Annotated in this window: 18 protein-coding genes and 1 pseudogene; 13 read left to right on the top strand and 6 right to left on the bottom strand. The window is 56.0% G+C overall.

Going from position 1 to position 14,429, the window contains the following annotated elements; genetic code table 11:
• The first annotated feature begins 12 nt into the window (after positions 1-12).
• From fliJ to rcsA, 10 genes and pseudogenes are all read left to right on the top strand, one after another.
• Positions 13-456 carry a flagellar export protein FliJ gene (gene fliJ, locus AC0TN7_RS04040; protein ID WP_023312304.1) on the top strand — a complete coding sequence of 148 codons (444 nt, stop codon included), beginning with the start codon at positions 13-15 and terminating at the stop codon, positions 454-456.
• Entirely contained in the window at positions 453-1,685 is a 1,233-nt protein-coding gene (gene fliK / locus AC0TN7_RS04035; protein ID WP_463727157.1) for a flagellar hook length control protein FliK, read from the top strand. Before fliJ ends, fliK begins: the two co-directional genes overlap by 4 nt.
• 106 nt (positions 1,686-1,791) lie before the next feature.
• On the top strand, positions 1,792-2,262 hold the full coding sequence (gene fliL / locus AC0TN7_RS04030; protein WP_024909761.1) for a flagellar basal body-associated protein FliL: 471 nt from the start codon (positions 1,792-1,794) through the stop codon (positions 2,260-2,262).
• A gap of 4 nt (positions 2,263-2,266) precedes the next feature.
• Positions 2,267-3,271 (top strand): flagellar motor switch protein FliM, encoded by a 1,005-nt coding sequence (gene fliM, locus AC0TN7_RS04025; RefSeq protein WP_023336184.1) that lies wholly within the window; start codon positions 2,267-2,269, stop codon positions 3,269-3,271.
• Positions 3,268-3,681 (top strand): flagellar motor switch protein FliN, encoded by a 414-nt coding sequence (fliN, locus tag AC0TN7_RS04020; RefSeq protein ID WP_008500318.1) that lies wholly within the window; start codon positions 3,268-3,270, stop codon positions 3,679-3,681. The genes fliM and fliN overlap by 4 nt, the downstream gene beginning before the upstream one ends.
• A 2-nt stretch (positions 3,682-3,683) precedes the next feature.
• A complete protein-coding gene (gene fliO, locus AC0TN7_RS04015; RefSeq protein ID WP_032641435.1) occupies positions 3,684-4,058 on the top strand; it encodes a flagellar biosynthetic protein FliO in 375 nt (124 codons plus the stop codon).
• Positions 4,058-4,795 (top strand): flagellar type III secretion system pore protein FliP, encoded by a 738-nt coding sequence (fliP, locus tag AC0TN7_RS04010; protein ID WP_024909733.1) that lies wholly within the window; start codon positions 4,058-4,060, stop codon positions 4,793-4,795. The genes fliO and fliP overlap by 1 nt, the downstream gene beginning before the upstream one ends.
• 9 nt (positions 4,796-4,804) lie before the next feature.
• A complete protein-coding gene (fliQ, locus tag AC0TN7_RS04005; protein WP_008500315.1) occupies positions 4,805-5,074 on the top strand; it encodes a flagellar biosynthesis protein FliQ in 270 nt (89 codons plus the stop codon).
• A gap of 7 nt (positions 5,075-5,081) precedes the next feature.
• Positions 5,082-5,874 (top strand): annotated as a pseudogene (fliR, locus tag AC0TN7_RS04000) (flagellar biosynthetic protein FliR); the annotation flags it as partial.
• 287 nt (positions 5,875-6,161) lie between these two features.
• Positions 6,162-6,785, top strand: coding sequence for a transcriptional regulator RcsA (rcsA, locus tag AC0TN7_RS03995; RefSeq protein ID WP_008500313.1), 624 nt, complete (start codon positions 6,162-6,164; stop codon positions 6,783-6,785).
• A gap of 101 nt (positions 6,786-6,886) precedes the next feature.
• Here rcsA and dsrB read toward each other — a convergent pair whose 3' ends face one another.
• On the bottom strand, positions 6,887-7,075 hold the full coding sequence (gene dsrB / locus AC0TN7_RS03990) for a protein DsrB (protein ID WP_008500312.1): 189 nt from the start codon (positions 7,073-7,075) through the stop codon (positions 6,887-6,889).
• A 129-nt stretch (positions 7,076-7,204) separates the two neighbouring features.
• Here dsrB and yodD point away from each other — a divergent pair, with 129 nt between their 5' ends.
• Together yodD and AC0TN7_RS03980 are read left to right on the top strand one after the other, a co-directional pair.
• Positions 7,205-7,432 (top strand): YodD family peroxide/acid resistance protein, encoded by a 228-nt coding sequence (yodD, locus tag AC0TN7_RS03985; protein WP_013097742.1) that lies wholly within the window; start codon positions 7,205-7,207, stop codon positions 7,430-7,432.
• A 300-nt stretch (positions 7,433-7,732) separates the two neighbouring features.
• Positions 7,733-8,533 carry a mannosyl-3-phosphoglycerate phosphatase-related protein gene (locus AC0TN7_RS03980; protein WP_061714845.1) on the top strand — a complete coding sequence of 267 codons (801 nt, stop codon included), beginning with the start codon at positions 7,733-7,735 and terminating at the stop codon, positions 8,531-8,533.
• Here AC0TN7_RS03980 and dgcQ read toward each other — a convergent pair.
• From dgcQ to AC0TN7_RS03965, 3 genes are all read right to left on the bottom strand, one after another.
• Positions 8,530-10,218, bottom strand: a complete 1,689-nt coding sequence (gene dgcQ / locus AC0TN7_RS03975) for a cellulose biosynthesis regulator diguanylate cyclase DgcQ (RefSeq protein WP_473701862.1) — start codon at positions 10,216-10,218, stop codon at positions 8,530-8,532. The two genes, AC0TN7_RS03980 and dgcQ, sit on opposite strands and share 4 nt — an antisense overlap.
• A 73-nt stretch (positions 10,219-10,291) precedes the next feature.
• On the bottom strand, positions 10,292-10,474 hold the full coding sequence (locus tag AC0TN7_RS03970; RefSeq protein WP_023618677.1) for a YodC family protein: 183 nt from the start codon (positions 10,472-10,474) through the stop codon (positions 10,292-10,294).
• Between the two features lie 78 nt (positions 10,475-10,552).
• Entirely contained in the window at positions 10,553-11,464 is a 912-nt protein-coding gene (locus tag AC0TN7_RS03965) for a DUF808 domain-containing protein (protein ID WP_032646386.1), read from the bottom strand.
• A gap of 178 nt (positions 11,465-11,642) precedes the next feature.
• Here AC0TN7_RS03965 and yedA point away from each other — a divergent pair, with 178 nt between their 5' ends.
• Positions 11,643-12,557: a drug/metabolite exporter YedA gene (yedA, locus tag AC0TN7_RS03960; protein WP_157189394.1), complete on the top strand. Its 915-nt coding sequence runs from the start codon at positions 11,643-11,645 to the stop codon at positions 12,555-12,557.
• Here yedA and AC0TN7_RS03955 read toward each other — a convergent pair.
• The gene (locus tag AC0TN7_RS03955; protein WP_048990623.1) at positions 12,529-13,020 is read right to left on the bottom strand and encodes a very short patch repair endonuclease; all 492 of its coding nucleotides are present in this window, start codon (positions 13,018-13,020) and stop codon (positions 12,529-12,531) included. The genes yedA and AC0TN7_RS03955 overlap by 29 nt on opposite strands.
• The gene (locus tag AC0TN7_RS03950) at positions 13,001-14,416 is read right to left on the bottom strand and encodes a DNA cytosine methyltransferase (protein WP_024909740.1); all 1,416 of its coding nucleotides are present in this window, start codon (positions 14,414-14,416) and stop codon (positions 13,001-13,003) included. Before AC0TN7_RS03950 ends, AC0TN7_RS03955 begins: the two co-directional genes overlap by 20 nt.
• Positions 14,417-14,429: the final 13 nt, after the last annotated feature.

The following is a 14,429-nucleotide window of genomic DNA, read 5'->3' as shown; positions in this document are numbered from 1 at the left end:
AGGGCGAAGGTCATGGCGCAAAACAGCGCGTTATCAACGCTGAAAGATCTGGCTGAAAAAGAAGTTGATGATGCCGCATTGCAGCTTGGCGCAATGCGACGCGGGTGCCAGCAGGCTGAAGAACAGTTGAAGATGTTGATCGACTATCAGCATGAATATCGCACCAACCTCAATACCGATATGACACAGGGCATTGGAAGCCAGCGCTGGATTAACTATCAGCAGTTTATCCAGACGCTGGAGAAGGCGATAGATCAGCATCGCCAGCAGCTTAACCAGTGGACCCAGAAAGTCGATACCGCGCTGAATTTCTGGCGTGAGAAGAAGCAGCGGCTGCAGGCCTGGCAGACTTTACAGGACCGACAGATCGCGGCAACGACCCTGGCGGAAAACCGTCTGGATCAGAAGAAAATGGATGAGTTTGCCCAGCGCGCATCAATGAGGAAACCGGAATGATCACACTGCAACAACTGCTGATGAGCGACAGCGACCTGTCAGGCGGCACGCAAACAGGGAAAGGCACCGACGGTGCACAGGACTTTCTCTCTCTGCTGGCGGGCGCCCTGTCGGACGCAACGGGCAAGGGCAAAGATGCGCCGCTGACCCTGGCTGACCTGAAAGCCGCCGGCAGTAAACTGTCAAAGGTGGCTCAGGACGCCAAAGGGGATACCACCCTGCAGGCCAAAATTGCCGACCTGCTCTCGCGCCAAACCGCGCTGAATGGCAATGAAACGTCGCCGATCACCTCGCTTGATACGCTGGTTTCCGGGCTGGTACCGCTGTCTAAAGGTGACGCGCTGAAGACGCTCAATGCAGCAAACAGCAAGGATGACGGCAAAAGCGAGCTGAGCGAAGAAGAACTGGCCGGATTGAGCGCCCTGATGGCGATGCTTCCGCACCAGCAAACTACCGCCTCTCGCGTGGCGGGCAGTGACGGCGTTTCGGCCACCGCAACGCTGAATTCCGCGACGCTTTCGCACAATGGTGCGGACCAACCGTCCCTGAACGCGCCTGCGGGAAGCCATGATAAAGCGCAGAATTCTACGCCTTATCAGAGCCAGGTGAAAAATCACGAACCTGCCCTGTCGGGCAACGCGCCGACAACCCCGGCCCTGGCCGCGGCGGCAGAGAAGCAGGAGCTCGCCAGTTCCTCCTCCTCAGCCTCCCCAACGGCTACCCTGGCACCGATTATGTCCAGCCACGCGACCAGTCAGACGGCCGCCACCGTCGCCACCGCGCCGGTGTTAAGCCAGCCTCTGGGCACCCACGAATGGCAGCAATCCCTGAGCCAGCACATCACCCTGTTCACTAAACAGGGCCAGCAGACAGCCGAGCTGCGTCTGCACCCGGAAGATCTGGGTCAGGTGCAAATTTCGCTTAAGCTGGATGATAACCAGGCGCAGCTGCAGATGGTCTCTGCGCACAGCCATGTTCGTGCGGCGCTGGAAGCCGCGCTGCCGGTACTGCGGACCTCACTGGCGGAGAACGGCATTCAGCTTGCGCAGAGCAGCGTCAGCAGCGAGAGCTTTGCCGGGCAGCAGCAGTCCTCATCCCAGCAGCAGCACCAGGCTTCGCGTTCCGGCAACGCCGGCGGTTTTAATGAAGAGAGCGATGAGCTACTGCCTGTTCCTGCTGCCCTGCAATCCGCCGCACGCGGTAACAGTGCCGTAGACATCTTCGCCTAAACGCCAGAGGTAGCGTGATTATCCCCGTCTTTTCCACGCTTTGACGACAGCAGGACACGGGATAATCACCTTATTAAGCTGTACCGAAACAGGAAGCTCGTATCAGATGACTGACTCCGCTATCACCAAAAAAAGTAAGCGCTCCATCTGGATCCCGCTGCTGGTGTTGATCACGCTCGCCGCCTGCGCCACCGCGGGCTATAGTTACTGGCGTATGCAGCAGAAACCTACCACCGCTGCAGCCAAAGCTGAAGCGCCGCCTCCGCCGGCTCCAGTTTTCTTCCCGCTGGATACCTTCACCGTCAATCTGGGTGATGCGGATCGTGTGCTTTATGTTGGCATTACGCTGCGTCTGAAAGATGAAGCCACTCGTTCACGTCTGAACGATTACCTTCCGGAAGTGCGCAGCCGCCTTCTGCTGCTGTTCTCTCGTCAGGACGCTTCGACGCTGGCCACCGATGTGGGTAAGCAAAAGCTGGTCGACGCCATTAAACAAACGCTGGCGACCCCGCTGGTAAACGGCCAACCTAAGCAGGAAGTCACTGACGTTCTGTATACAGCATTCATTCTGCGGTAACGACATGGGCGACAGTATTCTTTCTCAGGCAGAAATCGATGCGCTGCTCAACGGCGACAGCGATAACAATGATGATCCTAAACCGGGTATTGGCGGCGATAGCGATATTCGTCCCTATGACCCGAATACCCAGCGTCGCGTGGTACGTGAACGTCTGCAGGCGCTGGAGATCATTAACGAACGTTTTGCACGTCAGTTCCGTATGGGGCTGTTTAACCTGCTGCGTCGTAGCCCGGATATCACGGTCGGTGCGATCCGCATTCAGCCGTATCATGAGTTTGCCCGCAACCTGCCGGTGCCAACCAACCTTAACCTGATTCATCTGAAGCCGCTGCGCGGCACCGGTCTGGTGGTGTTTTCCCCAAGCCTGGTGTTCATCGCGGTGGATAACCTGTTCGGCGGCGACGGGCGTTTCCCGACCAAAGTAGAAGGTCGTGAATTCACCCACACCGAACAGCGCGTCATTAACCGCATGCTGAAGCTGGCGCTGGAGTCTTACAGCGACGCGTGGAAAGCGATTAACCCGCTGGAAGTGGAGTACGTCCGTTCTGAGATGCAGGTGAAATTTACCAATATCACCACCTCCCCGAACGATATCGTCGTTAACACCCCGTTCCACGTAGAGATCGGTAACCTGACCGGCGAGTTCAACATCTGCCTGCCGTTCAGCATGATCGAACCGCTGCGCGAGCTGCTGGTTAACCCGCCGCTGGAGAACTCCCGCAACGAGGACCAGAACTGGCGTGAGAACCTGGTCCGCCAGGTCCAGCATTCGCAGCTTGAGCTGGTGGCGAGCTTCGCCGATATCCCGCTGCGGTTATCTCAGATCCTGAAATTACAACCCGGTGATGTTTTGCCGATAGAAAAACCCGACCGCATTATTGCCCATGTGGATGGTGTCCCCGTGCTGACAAGCCAGTACGGCACGATTAACGGTCAGTATGCGTTACGCGTTGAGCACTTGATCAACCCGATTTTGAATTCGCTGAATGAGGAACAGCCCAAATGAGTGACATGAACAATCCGTCCGATGAAAACAGCGGAGCACTGGACGATCTGTGGGCTGACGCGTTAAACGAGCAAAAAGCGACCCCGGCCAAAAGCGCAGCGGATGCCGTATTCCAGCAGCTCGGCGGCGGTGATGTCAGCGGCACGCTGCAGGACATCGACCTGATTATGGATATCCCGGTTAAGCTGACCGTTGAACTGGGACGCACCCGCATGACCATTAAAGAGCTACTGCGCCTGACGCAGGGCTCCGTGGTAGCCCTTGACGGTCTGGCCGGTGAGCCGCTGGATATTCTGATCAACGGCTATCTGATTGCTCAGGGTGAAGTGGTGGTGGTGGCCGATAAATACGGCGTACGTATCACCGACATCATTACCCCGTCTGAACGTATGCGTCGTCTGAGCCGTTAAGCATGAAAACCCAGGCAACACTATCGCAACCTTCTGCCGTTCCCGGCTCGCCTCTGCTCCAGGTGAGCGGGGCGTTGTTCGGTATTATTGCCTTTATTCTTATCGCCGCCTGGCTGGCGAAGCGCTTTGGCCTTGCGGGTAAAACCGCCGGTGCCCGCGGCCTGAAAGTCAGCGCCAGCACCACGCTGGGGCCACGCGAACGCGTGGTCATCGTCGAGGTGGACGACGCGCGTCTGGTTCTGGGCGTAACGGCCTCAAACATCAGCGTATTACATAAACTGCCGCCCGCCCCTGCTGTGGTGGACGAGCGCGCAGACGCCCCTGCGGATTTTCAGTCCGTCATGAAGAGTTTGCTTAAGCGTTCCGGGAGATCCTGATGCGCCGTTTGTTATCCCTGACGCTTGCGGGCGTTGGCCTGTTTGCTCCCGCGGTTTATGCACAGCTGCCCGGTCTGGTCTCCACCCCTCTCGCGGGCGGCGGACAAAGCTGGTCCCTTCCGGTCCAGACGCTGGTGTTTATCACCTCGCTGACGTTTATTCCAGCCATCCTGCTAATGATGACCAGCTTCACCCGCATCATCATCGTCTTTGGTCTGCTGCGAAACGCGCTGGGCACCCCTTCCGCACCGCCAAACCAGGTTCTGCTTGGGCTGGCACTGTTTTTGACCTTCTTCATAATGTCGCCGGTGATCGATAAGATTTATACCGACGCCTACCAGCCGTTCAGCGAAGATAAAATCTCCATGCAGGAGGCGCTGGATAAAGGCGCGCAGCCGCTGCGAGAATTTATGCTGCGCCAGACGCGCGAAGCCGACCTGGCCCTCTTTGCCCGCCTGTCCAACACCGGCGAGCTGCAGGGACCGGAATCTGTGCCAATGCGTATTCTTCTGCCTGCCTATGTCACCAGCGAGCTGAAAACCGCGTTCCAGATTGGCTTTACCATCTTTATTCCGTTCCTGATTATCGACCTGGTGATCGCCAGCGTCCTGATGGCGCTCGGGATGATGATGGTGCCGCCCGCGACCATTGCCCTGCCCTTTAAGATCATGCTTTTTGTGCTGGTCGACGGCTGGCAGCTGCTGGTCAGCTCGCTGGCGCAGAGTTTCTACAGTTAAGGAACGGCAATGACACCCGAATCGGTCATGATGATGGGCACGGAGGCGATGAAAATCGCGATTGCCGTTGCCGCTCCGCTGCTGCTTGTCGCGCTGGTTACCGGTCTGATTATCAGTATTCTGCAGGCCGCCACGCAGATTAACGAAATGACGCTGTCGTTCATCCCGAAAATCATCGCCGTGTTCGTGGCGATTATCGTGGCCGGACCGTGGATGCTGAACCTGTTGCTGGACTATATGCGCAACCTGTTTACCAATCTGCCGTACATCATCGGCTGACCTGACGATGCTGCATTTCACCAGCGACCAGTGGGTTCAGTGGCTCGGCGTCTATTTCTGGCCGATGCTGCGCATCATGGCGCTGATCTCCACCGCCCCCATTCTTAGCGAGAAATCGATACCCAAGCGCGTCAAGGTGGGACTGGGCATTATCATCTCCATTATCGTCGCGCCCTCTCTCCCCCCTGTGGATATTCCGATCTTCTCGGCGAACGCGGTGTGGGTCGCCCTGCAGCAGGTGATGATTGGCGTCGCCGTCGGCTTTACCATGCAGCTCGCTTTCGCCGCGGTGCGTACCGCAGGGGAACTGATCGGCCTGCAGATGGGGTTATCGTTCGCCACGTTTGTTGATCCCGGTAGTCATCTCAACATGCCCGTGCTGGCGCGCATTATCGATCTGCTCGCCATGCTGCTGTTCCTGTCGTTCAACGGCCATCTGTGGCTTATCTCCATGCTGGTGGATACGTTCCATACGCTGCCGATTGGCGAAAATCCGGTGAACAGCAACGCTTTCCTGGCGCTCACCCGCGCGGCGGGGCTGATCTTCCTGAACGGGCTGATGCTGGCGCTGCCGATCATCACCCTGCTGCTGACCGTCAACCTGGCATTAGGTTTACTGAACCGAATGGCGCCGCAGCTTTCGGTGTTTGTCATTGGTTTTCCGCTGACGCTGACGGTTGGAATTTTATTAATGTCATTACTGATGCCACTTATCGCTCCCTTCTGTGAACATTTATTCGGCGAGATATTCAACCTGTTAGCGGATATTGTCAGCGAACTGCCTCGTAAATAATAGCCCGCACTGTTGCTACTGTCTTTCTGAGGATATTCCTAAAATAAAACACGAAAAACATCTTCCAGGATATATCTGACGCGGTTTAATTGTTTCTAACCATCTCACAATACTTAATATTTACTTTACTTTAAGAAGATTCCTGGCAAATTATACGTAACTTTACGGGATAGTGAGTCCGCCTGAAAGTCTTTGTCATGCTCACAGGTTTATTATTTTTTTCCATCCCGTATGGCTGTTTTGAGCTCTCAGGCAGATGGTGAATTATCGTTACGCATTGAGTGAGGGTATGCCATGTCAACGATCATTATGGATTTATGCAGCTACACCCGGCTAGGGTTAACCGGGTACCTGGCAAGCAGAGGGGTAAGAAAGAGAGACATCAACGATGCACACACCGTTGACGAACTCGCAGCCGCTTGTGACGAACTAAAACCAGGCGTGGTGTTTATTAATGAGGACTGTTTCATTCACGATCCAGCCAACAGTCAGCACATTAAGCAAATCATTAATCAGCATCCTAAAACCCTGTTTATTGTTTTTATGGCGATCGCGAATATCCATTTCGATGAGTATTTGTTGGTCCGTAAAAATTTATTGATCAGTTCTAAATCGATTAAACCCGAGTCGCTGGATGACATTCTGGGTGATTATTTGAATAAAGAAGTTAAGAATGTAGGAGCGGTTAACTTACCCACCCTATCATTAAGCAGGACTGAATCAAGTATGCTGCGAATGTGGATGGCGGGACAAGGAACTATTCAGATCTCGGACCAGATGAATATTAAAGCGAAAACCGTTTCGTCACACAAAGGAAATATTAAACGGAAAATTAAAACGCATAATAAGCAAGTGATCTACCACGTGGTACGCCTGACCGATAATGTGACGAACGGGATTTTCGTCAACATGCGTTAGTCGCTTAAGACCCTGTGCACCCTACCTTTGATCTCTGGCCTGGCCAGAGATTTTTGCTTCTATGAGGTTGTCGGGCACGCGCTGTGCTACCCGACGCCGTGCTAGTCTGCCTTCTCAACAAAAATACCGTCCGGATGCCCCAGTTCGTTAAAAAACCAGATGCCGAGCGGGTAGTCTTCCAGTGATACCAGATACATTGTACCTTCGCTAAACTCTTCAATTGCCAGCACCACGCCCGGGCGGCGTGGCCCACCGTCCGTTTTAACCGTTACCCGATCGTTGACCTTCATACATTCCTCCTCTGGTTTTGAGCCAGTGTAGAACAAAACGCAAAAACACACATCGCCGCCCGGCGTGAATGGCGTTTTTATCTACAGTCTATACTTAGCGATGGACCCGGCTGAATGAGGAACCCCGCAATGAAGACCGATAAAGAGTACAGCGACACCATCAAGCGCGAAGTCGAGGTGGATGTCGATGCCCTGCTGGCCGCCATCAATGAGATCAGTGAGTCAGAAGTCCGCAGGACGGACGACAATTCGGACCGCGTCATTGTTAACGGAAGGGATTATCACACCTATCGTGAGCTGGCCGAGGCCTTCGAGCTTGATATTCACGACTTTAGCGTGTCTGAAGCCAATCGGTAGGGCGAAAAAAATCCCGGTCATGGGGATGACCGGGATCAAAACTTGCTTATGCAAGAAGCACTTGAAAATTCGTTACACCAGGAAATCTGATGTACACGCCACACTATCCCCAACGAATTTGTCTGACAAGCATATATTCTTAGGATGAATATAATATTTTTAACATAATGCTTTTTGTTATGAGCAATAACATACGCCGAATGCGGGTTTGCCAGGGACTGTTCCCATTTCTCCTGTTAACACTTCGGTTATTTTTTAGGAATTTTCTTAGAGCGAAGCGCAGCTATCACGGGAGTCACTATGCCTTCACTGCGGGATACCTTGCTGATTTTTTCTGACCTGGATGGCTCGTTGCTGGATATTCATACCTATGAGTGGCAGCCCGCAATGCCCTGGCTGGACAGGCTACTGGATAATCAGATACCGGTCATTCTCTGCAGCAGCAAGACCGCGGCAGAGATGCTGGATATCCAGCAGGATCTGGGTCTGGAAGGCCTGCCTTTTATTGCCGAGAACGGCGCGGTAATTCAGCCTGACGTGCGTTGGGAGAAGGTTCAGCGCCAGATCAGGGGGATGACGCACCGGGATATTCGCCCGCGGGTCGAACACATTCGCCTGCAGACGGGCTTTAAGTTCACCACCTTTGACGACGTGGACGATCGCGTTATTAGCGAGTGGACCGGACTGACGCGCTACCGTTCGGCGCTTGCCCGCAAGCATGAAGCATCCGTCACGCTCATCTGGCGCGATACCGACGAGAAACTGGTTCAGTTTGAAGAGCAGCTGGCGCACAGCGGTCTGAAATGCCTGCAGGGAGCGCGCTTCTGGCATATTCTGGACGGCCGCTGCGGTAAGGACGTGGCGGTTAACTGGCTGATTGCGCAGTACCGCGAGCAGGAAGAGATCGAACCCACCACGCTGGGGCTCGGCGACGGCCCTAATGATGCACCGTTGCTCGACAGCGTTGACTTCGCGGTGGTCATCAAGGGTATTAACCGCCAGGGCATCACGCTACGGGACGATAACCCCGGGCGGGTTTATCACACCCGGCAGCCCGGCCCCGCGGGCTGGCAGGAGGGACTGGATCACTTCCTGTCCTAATCCCGCCAGACGACCCGATTACGGCCGCACTGTTTGGCCTGATACAGCCGGGCATCCGCCACGGACTGCAGCTGTTCAAACTCGTAGTTACCCGCTTCATCCGCGCTGCTGACCCCCAGCGATGCGCTGATGCGCAGAGTCGTGCTCTTCTTCACCAGGATCTCCTTGCTGTCGATCCGGCAGCGAATGCGCTCGGCGACGCCTCTCGCCTCTTCCAGACCGATCCCCGGCAGGACAACGCAAAACTCTTCCCCGCCTACACGCCCTGCCACATCATTTTTGCGTAGCGCGCTGGCAATCAGTCCTGCTGTATGCGATAGCACCTTATCACCGGCCTGATGGCCGAAACGGTCGTTGATGTTCTTAAAATGGTCGAGATCGATCTGAATCACCGAGAACGGCAGCGACTGCTGGCGACAGGTTTCCGCCAGCAATTTTGCGCGATCGAACAGCGCGCCGCGGTTATTCAGCCGGGTAAGCGGATCATGCCAGGCCTGCCACTGGAGCGAGTGCTGAAGCGTGTACATGTTACTCACCATCCGACGGATCACCAGCCACGAGATCAACAGCATGGCGGTAAAGAGCGCCCACAGCAGCGCCAGAACAATACTGATGCTGCCGAAGTCGTCCTGCACTCCTTCGTGCAGGGTGTGGATCCGCAGGACAACGCCATCGAAGTGATCGAGCCGCTCCCAGCTAACGAAACGGCTTCCGAGGCGGATCCCGCCGCCGGTAGCGTGCTCAATAGCCTGAGCAATCTGCGCCGTTTCGCGTTCGTCAAAATGGTTAACCGCGTTTTCCGCGTGGGCTGAGGTGGCAATCATATTGAGCCGGGTATCGTACAGCTGATACTCCCCCTCCGTTCGATCTTCCGTCGCATCGGCCAGCAGACGCTGCATCGTGCTCAACGTAAAATCCATCGCCACGACGCCATACCAGTAATGATCGAAATAGATGGGAACGCTGGCGGTGATCGTACGTTCATCATTGGTCCAGGATGAAGGGGTAGAGATAAACCAGCGCACCGCGCGAGCGCGATTGTTCCGTTCCGACTGCTGGGTAAACCAGGACTGCGTGACCAGATGATAATAGCGGGAGGTAATATCACCCGCCTGGTCCGGCGTATCCGTGGAAACGAAAAATCCGGCGCGGGACACGTAGATCACGCGCGCTTCCGTTTGCGCTCTCGATGACGCCAGCCTGAGCAGATACCCCACTTCGAGCGCGGCAGAAATTTCGTGGCTGATGCGCTCGGCGTCACGATTCAGAAGCGTGGTTTTTTCGACGAACGCGTCCGAAACGCCATTAATGGGAAGGGTGCGTTTTTTATCAACGGCAAGCTGCCAGGTGGGGAGCGTGCGGACGGTGTTAAAGCGTGACACCGCGTTCTGTAATGCATTAAATGCCAGCGGCGTCTGGATTGCATCACGCATGCCCTGACGGAACAACAGCATCCTGTCCACGCTGTTCTGTAACTGCCTGTCCAGCGAACTGGCCACCGTATCCAGATGGTTGCGCTGGCTGGAGATATACGCCTCTTCGAGGACCACCACCTCACGCCAGGTCAGAAGCGTGGAAAACACCAAAACGACCAGAAAACAGAGATTAACAATCAACCCCGGATTGCTACGCTTATGCAGCCATTGCAAAAATGATTGTCTTACAACAAAGGTATCGCGCTGCACACACACTCCATGATGACGGCCTTACACCCGGTACGTGAGATAAAAACGCCCGGCAAAGCCGGGCGTTATGTGATTAAGCCTTGTCCCGCTGGTGCTGCCCGTCCCCCGGCTGAAGCTCATCTTCACGAAATGCTTCCCGCTTGATGCTATAGCCATCGTGCCACCGACATTCCACCATTCCGCTGGAATACCCGGTGACAATCATACGTGGGCCGCCCTTCTTAGGCTTAACTTCATCACTGACCAAAAAGACCATACCTGCCTCCTGTATCAGGGTGAAACTGTTTCAATTTAGACGAGGAATGGTCTTTTTGCATCCCACAACGGGTAACAATTAGTGCGACGTGCCGCGTATTTTTTCAACCAGCTTGACCGCCGCGACCACGATAGCGCCAATGATAAAGCCCAGCACCAGATTCAGCAGCGTGGGCAGAATCGCCGCGACAACGGCACCCTGCGTCGAGGAAAAATGTTCGATAGCATGGTGCAGCGGCGCAATGCCGTGAACCACGATCCCGCCGCCCACGAGGAACATCGCCAGCGTGCCCACTACCGACAAACTCTTCATCAGCCACGGAGCCAGCACCAGCAGGCTTTTGCCGATGCCTCTTGCTACCGCGCTCGACTTTTCTTCCAGCCAGTAGCCGATATCATCCAGCTTCACGATCAGTCCCACCAGGCCGTACACGCCTACGGTGACCAGAATGGCGATGCCGGAGAGGATAAGAACCTGATTCAGGAGCGGTGCGTCGGACACGATGCCCAGCGTAATGGCGACAATCTCCGCGGACAGGATAAAGTCGGTCCGAATGGCACCTTTGACCTTATCGCGCTCGAAGGTTTTCGGATCCTGCGCGGCCAGCGCTTCAAGACGCTGCTGGCGCACCTCCGGCGTATCGCTCTGCTTGCGCGCGCTAAAGGAGTGCAGAACCTTCTCAACGCCCTCGAAGCAGAGAAATGCCCCGCCAATCATCAGTAACGGCGTGATGGCCCAGGGAATGAATGCGCTGATCAGCAGCGCCAGCGGCACCAGAATCACCTTATTCAGGAAGGAACCTTTTGCTACGCCCCACACCACCGGCAGTTCACGGTTTGCCCTCACCCCACTCACCTGCTGGGCGTTAAGCGATAAATCATCTCCCAGCACGCCTGCGGTTTTCTTCGCCGCCAGTTTTCCCATCACTGAAATGTCATCCAGTAAGGTGGCAATATCATCCAGCAATGTTAATAAGCTACTTCCTGCCAAAATCTTAATCCTTCATTTTTTGGTAATTAAGTGAATAGTATGGAGCAAAAGCGCCAACCCGGAAACAGGCACCTGACGTCAACAAAAAATTCACATCCGCTACACAATTAAAGGGCTCGCCAGCGCGATAGTTTTCGCGTTTACTATCAGCGAACTTTTTATTTCGTCGTGAGGGATTATGCGTTTCCGGCAACTGCTACCGCTCATCGGGGCACTCTTTTCGCTGTACATCATCTGGGGTTCAACCTACTTTGTCATTCGCATCGGCGTGGAAAGCTGGCCGCCGCTGATGATGGCGGGCATTCGCTTCCTCTCGGCGGGCATCCTGCTGCTGGCCTTCCTGCTGCTGCGCGGGCATAAGCTCCCCCCACTGCGCCCGATGCTGAACGCCGCCCTGATCGGCCTGCTGCTGCTGGCGGTGGGTAACGGGTTTGTGACGATTGCCGAGCACCAGAAGGTCCCGTCCGGGATCGCCGCCGTGGTCGTTGCCACCGTACCGCTGTTTACCCTCTGCTTTAGCCGCCTTTTCGGTATCCGCACCCGCAAGCTGGAATGGCTGGGGATCGGTATTGGCCTGGCCGGCATTGTTCTGCTCAACAGCGGCGGTAACCTGAGCGGGAATCCGTGGGGCGCGGTGATTATCCTGATTGGCTCGATGAGCTGGGCGTTTGGTTCCGTCTACGGTTCGCGTATCGAACTGCCGACCGGCATGATGGCAGGCGCGATAGAGATGCTCGCCGCGGGGATTGTCCTGCTGCTAGCCTCCGCGCTGACGGGAGAAACGCTGACCGCGCTGCCGGACCTGTCGGGCTTTCTCGCGGTAGGGTATCTGGCGCTGTTTGGCTCTATCATCGCCATTAATGCCTATATGTTCCTGATCCGCAACGTCTCCCCGGCTGTCGCCACCAGCTACGCCTACGTCAACCCGGTCGTGGCCGTGCTGCTCGGGACGGGACTGGGGGGAGAAACGCTCTCACCTGTGGAATGGATTGCTCTTGGGATCATCGTATTTGCCGTCGTGCTGGTCACGCTGGGCAAATACTTGCTGCCGGCAAAACCGGTGGTCACCCCTTGCGAGGTTGAGAAACCGTAAGCAGGTGAATGCCCTGCGTGTCGATCTGCGCGGTCTGGCCGCCGCCGCAGATCCACTCTTCCAGCCGTTCGCTCAGATCGGCATCGTTCAGCTTTAATCTGCCTCTCAGCGCACACTCCCAGACGATCAGCACCCGCCAGCCCTGCGCCAGCAGCGTGGTCAGATCCCGCTTGTCGCGCTCGACGTTCTTGCCAATCTTATCCAGCCAGAAATCGGTGCGCGTCGCCGGGACTTTAAACAGATAGCAGTCATGATGGTGCCAGAAACAGCCGTGGGTAAAGATGATGCACTGCCAGGCGTCGATGACGAAATCCGGCCGGCCCGCAAGCGCGGGATCCTGCACGCGGAAGTCAAAGCCCGCCTGCGTCAGCAGCCCGGCCAGTCGCTTTTCGATGGCGGTGTCACGCGTGCCGATGGCACGCATGTTTTTGCTGCGCGTCGCCTTATCGTGAACATCCGTCATTGACGGCCTCACCCTGACGGAGCGCCACCGCCTGTCTGATGCGCGAGGCCAGCAGTTTGGCCACAGCGGCGAACGCGGGAACCACCACCGAATTACCAAACTGGCGGTACGCCTGAGTATCCGAGACCGGAATGCGGAAGCGATAACCCTGCGGCGTTTCAAAGCCCATCAGCCGGGCGCATTCGCGGGGCGTTAAGCGTCGCGGACGGTGACGCTGATTATGCGGATCGTCAAAATCTTTTTCACCCAGCGCCTTGTCCCACCCTCTGTCGATCAGGATTTCCGCGCCGTCTTTGTAGTAGCGAGCAGACAGCGTGCGGGTCACGCTGTGCGGATCGTTCGGGTTTACCATCCCAAAACCGAAGCCGTTACCCTTTGCCTGATGTTTCTTGGCATAGCGGTAGAGGTATTTCCACAGCACCGGGGTGAGGATAAATTTCGCGTCAACGACGGGTTCCAGCAGGTCGGCCACCGTAGGACGCCGCTCGGGATACAAAGACGGGATATCCCGCAGGGTGAAATCCCCCTTGAGATTGAGATCGCGGCGGAAACCCACCAGCACGATACGTTCGCGGTGCTGGGGCAGGAAATGTTTCCCATCAATGATTTTGGGATCGTCCGCGCCCATGTCCTGTGAATCGGCCACGTCATAACCCAGCTCATCCAGCGTTTGCATGATAATGCGGAAGGTTTTCCCGCCGTCGTGGCTTTTTAAGTTTTTGACGTTTTCCAGTACAAAAATGGCCGGACGACGGGCGTCAATAATGCGCGCCACGTCAAAAAACAGCGTTCCCTGGGTATCACAGGCGAAACCGTGGGCGCGTCCAAGAGCATTTTTTTTAGAGACACCGGCCAGCGAGAAAGGCTGACACGGGAAGCCGGCCAGCAGCACATCATGCGCCGGGATCGTCTGACGAATGTGTTCGGCGGCCTGTTCATCGCTCACGCCGCTTTTATGGCTCAGGGTGACATCGCGGATATCCGCGTTGAAATGATGCTCGTGCGGATCGCAGTACCAGTTGGCCTTGTAGGTACGCACGGCGTGTTTGTTCCACTCGCTGGTAAACACGCACTGGCCGCCGATGGCTTCAAAACCGTGCCGAATGCCGCCGATACCGGCAAACAGATCGATAAAGCGGAAGGCATAGTTCGGGTGCGCGGCAGAAGGACGCGGAAGCAGGTTTTGCAGATAACGAAATTCGCCTTCGCTCAGGCGACGCCCTGCGCGGTCGCTGGTCAGCAGACGTTTAAGGATCGCCGGGCTCCAGTGGCTCTCGCCGTGCGCCACCAGCAGACTGGCCAGCGTTTTAGCATCATAGATATCCAACAGCTGGCGCAGTAAGGCCTGCACCGTTGCCGTTGATTTCTCAGCCTGCGCGGGCGCGGGCTCTGTCACTGATCGATTTTCC

It is taken from the genome of Enterobacter sp. PL_is511 (genome assembly GCF_055816065.1).
Note: the sequence above shows the minus strand (reverse complement) of the source record. Positions and strands in the feature narration are given on the sequence as shown.